This window comes from Mesorhizobium sp. M0058 (genome assembly GCF_040323095.1).
Lineage (GTDB): Bacteria > Pseudomonadota > Alphaproteobacteria > Rhizobiales > Rhizobiaceae > Mesorhizobium.
The window spans coordinates 1-5941 of sequence record NZ_JAMYUQ010000044.1 but is presented as its reverse complement, the minus strand read 5'-3'; the positions used below and the strand labels follow the sequence as shown (position 1 = coordinate 5941).

The window sequence follows — 5941 nt, the reverse complement described above, 5'->3', positions numbered from 1 at the left end:
AAAAACATCGTCGATGACTGTTGACAGTTCTGGTTGGTGGCGACTATATACGCCTCACGAACGAGGGCGGTGCGCCGCTGGCGGCGAAGCAGTTTGCTTCTGAGAAAGCCCTTGTGAGAATTCAAGAGAGCCGCGTAAGCGACACTCGGACGGCCCCGAAGCCAGAGGTGGAACGGGCCACGACATTGCGTGAAGTGATGTCTGTTCTTTGAAAATTGAATATTGAAGAAAGAGAAACGTGGGCGGCAGAGTCCTGCTGAACCTCTTATCCCGCCAGGGGTAGAAGGTTCGAACGAGACTTTGGCGGACACGTTTTGAGAGAATAAAGTCTACCAAGGCACTGATGTGTCTAGGTGTGAATGTTCTCGTCAATTCAAAGCGTGACCAGATAAAAGCCAATCAAAGTTTCAAAACTTGAGAGTTTGATCCTGGCTCAGAACGAACGCTGGCGGCAGGCTTAACACATGCAAGTCGAGCGCCTCGCAAGAGGAGCGGCAGACGGGTGAGTAACGCGTGGGAATCTACCCATCTCTACGGAACAACTCCGGGAAACTGGAGCTAATACCGTATACGTCCTTCGGGAGAAAGATTTATCGGAGATGGATGAGCCCGCGTTGGATTAGCTAGTTGGTGGGGTAATGGCCTACCAAGGCGACGATCCATAGCTGGTCTGAGAGGATGATCAGCCACATTGGGACTGAGACACGGCCCAAACTCCTACGGGAGGCAGCAGTGGGGAATATTGGACAATGGGCGAAAGCCTGATCCAGCCATGCCGCGTGAGTGATGAAGGCCCTAGGGTTGTAAAGCTCTTTCAACGGTGAAGATAATGACGGTAACCGTAGAAGAAGCCCCGGCTAACTTCGTGCCAGCAGCCGCGGTAATACGAAGGGGGCTAGCGTTGTTCGGAATTACTGGGCGTAAAGCGCACGTAGGCGGATATTTAAGTCAGGGGTGAAATCCCGGGGCTCAACCCCGGAACTGCCTTTGATACTGGGTATCTCGAGTCCGAGAGAGGTGAGTGGAATTCCGAGTGTAGAGGTGAAATTCGTAGATATTCGGAGGAACACCAGTGGCGAAGGCGGCTCACTGGCTCGGTACTGACGCTGAGGTGCGAAAGCGTGGGGAGCAAACAGGATTAGATACCCTGGTAGTCCACGCTGTAAACGATGGAAGCTAGCCGTTGGCAAGTTTACTTGTCGGTGGCGCAGCTAACGCATTAAGCTTCCCGCCTGGGGAGTACGGTCGCAAGATTAAAACTCAAAGGAATTGACGGGGGCCCGCACAAGCGGTGGAGCATGTGGTTTAATTCGAAGCAACGCGCAGAACCTTACCAGCCCTTGACATCCCGGTCGCGGTTTCCAGAGATGGGAACCTTCAGTTCGGCTGGACCGGTGACAGGTGCTGCATGGCTGTCGTCAGCTCGTGTCGTGAGATGTTGGGTTAAGTCCCGCAACGAGCGCAACCCTCGCCCTTAGTTGCCAGCATTAAGTTGGGCACTCTAAGGGGACTGCCGGTGATAAGCCGAGAGGAAGGTGGGGATGACGTCAAGTCCTCATGGCCCTTACGGGCTGGGCTACACACGTGCTACAATGGTGGTGACAGTGGGCAGCGAGACCGCGAGGTCGAGCTAATCTCCAAAAGCCATCTCAGTTCGGATTGCACTCTGCAACTCGAGTGCATGAAGTTGGAATCGCTAGTAATCGCGGATCAGCATGCCGCGGTGAATACGTTCCCGGGCCTTGTACACACCGCCCGTCACACCATGGGAGTTGGTTTTACCCGAAGGCGCTGTGCTAACCGCAAGGAGGCAGGCGACCACGGTAGGGTCAGCGACTGGGGTGAAGTCGTAACAAGGTAGCCGTAGGGGAACCTGCGGCTGGATCACCTCCTTTCTAAGGAAGAACTCTAATGGAAACGCTTAATCGCTCGTCTTCGGATGAGAGATGATGAGCCTCTGCCTTTCAGTTCTCTTGGAACAAGACGGAAGAGAGTCACTCTTACCGTCGCGCATACCTTAAGCGGGTCTGCCGCCTTCGTTTCTCTTTCTTCAGCGAATGACTTTGGATCAGCGCTCGCGCGCCGTACCGCGGCCCTTTGGGCCGCTGGCGCTCCGCGAGGGCGCGGCATAAGCCGCGACGGCCGGTCGGCCTTGCGAGGCTTTGCCTCGATGTCACCCAGCTCGTTACTGGCAGAGCGCGGTCTTTAGGGCTTGTAGCTCAGTTGGTTAGAGCGCGCGCTTGATAAGCGTGAGGTCGGAGGTTCAAGTCCTCCCAGGCCCACCACTTGCGCGATCCCGCAGGGATCGTCGCTTCAGCCTCGATGTGGAAGTTGAGCTCCAGCGCGATCCCGTAGGGATCGTCGCTTCGGTCTCGATACCATTATGCGGGAGCAAGATATCAGGGGCCGTAGCTCAGCTGGGAGAGCGCCTGCTTTGCAAGCAGGATGTCGTCGGTTCGATCCCGTCCGGCTCCACCACTTCCACGCAATCCGCAGGATTGTCGTGTCGCGCGATCCGCAGGATCGTCGCCTTGAAGTGTGTTGAGTGAGGGTGGTGAAAAAAGTCATTCGTATAAAGGTTTGTGGTGAGCTTCTTGGCTTGCCGCTTGTTCTGTTTTGACATCGTAAAGAGAAGATTTGTTCGAACTTCATGAGCCGAAAGGTTCGTGATTTGTCGCGGGAGACGCTCAATCTCCCGCATATGATGGGTTTGCCTAACCGCACCCTCGAACCGATCTCGAGAAGCTGGTCTTTTTGTGCCAATGACATCGAATGTGGATCCCGCACAGGATCCGGTTCAGGCGACAATTCCTTTGGAATTGCGCGGACGCCAACCCCGCAAGGGAGAGGCTGAAGCGACAATCCTTCGGATTGCGCGGATGGGCATTGGCAATGAGAACGATCAAGTGTCTTAAGGGCAATTGGTGGATGCCTTGGCATGCACAGGCGATGAAGGACGTGATACGCTGCGATAAGCTACGGGGAGGTGCGAATACCCTTTGATCCGTAGATTTCCGAATGGGGAAACCCACCTAAGGTACTTGGAAAATCAGAGTAGCAGAGCGATCTGCTACTGTGGTTTCCAAGTATCGATAATAGGTAACTTATCCTGAATACATAGGGATAAAGTGGCGAACGCGGGGAACTGAAACATCTAAGTACCCGTAGGAAAGGACATCAACCGAGACTCCGGAAGTAGTGGCGAGCGAACCCGGACCAGGCCAGTGGCGATTGAGAGACAAGCGGAACCTTCTGGAAAGTAGGGCCATAGTGGGTGACAGCCCCGTACGCGTAATGCGATCAATCGTCCTCGAGTAAGGCGGGACACGTGAAATCCTGTCTGAAATTGGGAGGACCACCTTCCAAGCCTAAGTACTCGTGCATGACCGATAGCGAACTAGTACCGTGAGGGAAAGGTGAAAAGCACCCCGACAAGGGGAGTGAAAGAGTACCTGAAACCGATTGCCTACAAACAGTGGGAGCCCGCAAGGGTCACCACGTACCTTTTGTATAATGGGTCAGCGACTTAGTGTGACGAGCAAGCTTAAACCGCTAGGTGTAGGCGCAGCGAAAGCGAGTCTGAACAGGGCGTTCAGTTCGTCGCATTAGACCCGAAACCGAGTGATCTAGCCATGAGCAGGTTGAAGGTAAGGTAACACTTACTGGAGGACCGAACCCATAACTGTTGCAATAGTTCGGGATGACTTGTGGCTAGGGGTGAAAGGCCAATCAAACTCGGAAATAGCTGGTTCTCCGCGAAATCTATTTAGGTAGAGCGTCGACCGAATACCCCAGGGGGTAGAGCACTGGATGGGCTAGGGGTCCTCACCGGATTACCAAACCTAACCAAACTCCGAATACCTGGGAGTACTAGTCGGCAGACACACGGCGGGTGCTAACGTCCGTCGTGAAAAGGGAAACAACCCTGACCTACAGCTAAGGTCCCCAAGTTATGGCTAAGTGGGAAAGGATGTGAGGATCCCAAAACAACCAGGATGTTGGCTTAGAAGCAGCCATCATTTAAAGAAAGCGTAACAGCTCACTGGTCTAAATAAGGGTCTTTGCGCCGAAAATGTAACGGGGCTAAAGCCATACACCGAAGCTTAGGGTTTGGTCCGCAAGGGCCAAGCGGTAGCGGAGCGTTCTGTAAGCTGACGAAGCCATACCCGTGAGGGGTGGTGGAGGTATCAGAAGTGCGAATGCTGACATGAGTAACGTAAGGGGAGTGAGAGACTCCCCCGCCGAAAGACCAAGGGTTCCTGCTTAAAGCTAATCTGAGCAGGGTTAGCCGGCCCCTAAGACGAGGCGGAAACGCGTAGTCGATGGGAACCACGTTAATATTCGTGGGCTTGGAGGTAGTGACGGATCGCACAAGTTGTCCAATCTTATCGGATTGAACGGGCAGCGGAGCGGTTCCAGGAAATAGCTCCTCCTTATAAACCGTACCCGAAACCGACACTGGTGGTCAGGTAGAGTATACCAAGGCGCTTGAGAGAACTATGCTGAAGGAACTCGGCAAATTGCACGCGTAACTTCGGAAGAAGCGTGACCCTTTTCTACGCAAGTAGAGGAGGGTGGCACAGACCAGGGGGTAGCGACTGTTTATCAAAAACACAGGGCTCTGCGAAGTCGCAAGACGACGTATAGGGTCTGACGCCTGCCCGGTGCTGGAAGGTTAAGAGGAGGGGTGCAAGCTCTGAATCGAAGCCCCAGTAAACGGCGGCCGTAACTATAACGGTCCTAAGGTAGCGAAATTCCTTGTCGGGTAAGTTCCGACCTGCACGAATGGCGTAACGACTTCCCCGCTGTCTCCAGCATAGACTCAGTGAAATTGAATTCCCCGTGAAGATGCGGGGTTCCTGCGGTTAGACGGAAAGACCCCGTGCACCTTTACTATAGCTTTACATTGGCATTCGTAGTGGCATGTGTAGGATAGGTGGTAGGCTTTGAAACCTGGGCGCCAGCTCAGGTGGAGCCACCCTTGAAATACCACCCTTATTACTATGGATGTCTAACCGCGGCCCGTTATCCGGGTCCGGGACAATGTATGGTGGGTAGTTTGACTGGGGCGGTCGCCTCCTAAAGAGTAACGGAGGCGCGCGATGGTGGGCTCAGAACGGTCGGAAATCGTTCGCTGAGTGCAATGGCATAAGCCTGCCTGACTGCGAGACTGACAAGTCGAGCAGAGACGAAAGTCGGTCATAGTGATCCGGTGGTCCCGCGTGGAAGGGCCATCGCTCAACGGATAAAAGGTACGCCGGGGATAACAGGCTGATGACCCCCAAGAGTCCATATCGACGGGGTTGTTTGGCACCTCGATGTCGACTCATCGCATCCTGGGGCTGGAGCAGGTCCCAAGGGTATGGCTGTTCGCCATTTAAAGCGGTACGTGAGTTGGGTTCAGAACGTCGTGAGACAGTTCGGTCCCTATCTGCCGTGGGTGTAGGAATATTGAAAGGATCTGTCCCTAGTACGAGAGGACCGGGATGGACGGATCTCTGGTGGACCTGTTGTGGCGCCAGCCGCATAGCAGGGTAGCTATATCCGGACGGGATAACCGCTGAAGGCATCTAAGCGGGAAACCCACCTTAAAACGAGTATTCCCTGAGAACCGTGGAAGACGACCACGTTGATAGGCCGGGTGTGGAAGAGCGGCAACGCTTGAAGCTTACCGGTACTAATAGTTCGATCGGCTTGATCGTTCTCATTCCTTATGCTCATCGTGAACACGATGATCTGACCAGCGCTCACGCATGAGCGGCCCTTAACAGGGCCTATGCTCCGCGAGGGCGCCGGAAAACCGGCGACGCGCAGTCGCGCTTGCGGACTTTGTCCGTTAGCTAGACACAAACGTCGCCTTGGCACGAAAAAACAGCTTCTCGATATAACGTGCGTTTTGCCGACCTGGTGGTTATGGCGGAGCGGCTGCACCCGATCCCAT

The 5941-nt window shown here is 54.4% G+C and carries 2 tRNA genes and 2 rRNA genes; all 4 read left to right on the top strand.

The annotated features are described in order from the left end of the window. The first annotated feature begins 410 nt into the window (after positions 1 to 410). Positions 411 to 1895 (top strand): 16S ribosomal RNA (locus tag NKJ75_RS32655). A 313-nt stretch (positions 1896 to 2208) separates the two neighbouring features. Further along, a tRNA-Ile gene (locus NKJ75_RS32650) sits at positions 2209 to 2285 on the top strand. Between the two features lie 117 nt (positions 2286 to 2402). Continuing rightward, positions 2403 to 2478: transfer RNA gene (locus NKJ75_RS32645), tRNA-Ala, on the top strand. Positions 2479 to 2900: 422 nt separating this feature from the next. Further along, positions 2901 to 5702, top strand: a 23S ribosomal RNA gene (locus NKJ75_RS32640). Together the 16S and 23S rRNA genes with 2 tRNA genes alongside form the textbook arrangement of a ribosomal RNA operon. The last annotated feature ends 239 nt before the right edge of the window (positions 5703 to 5941 follow it).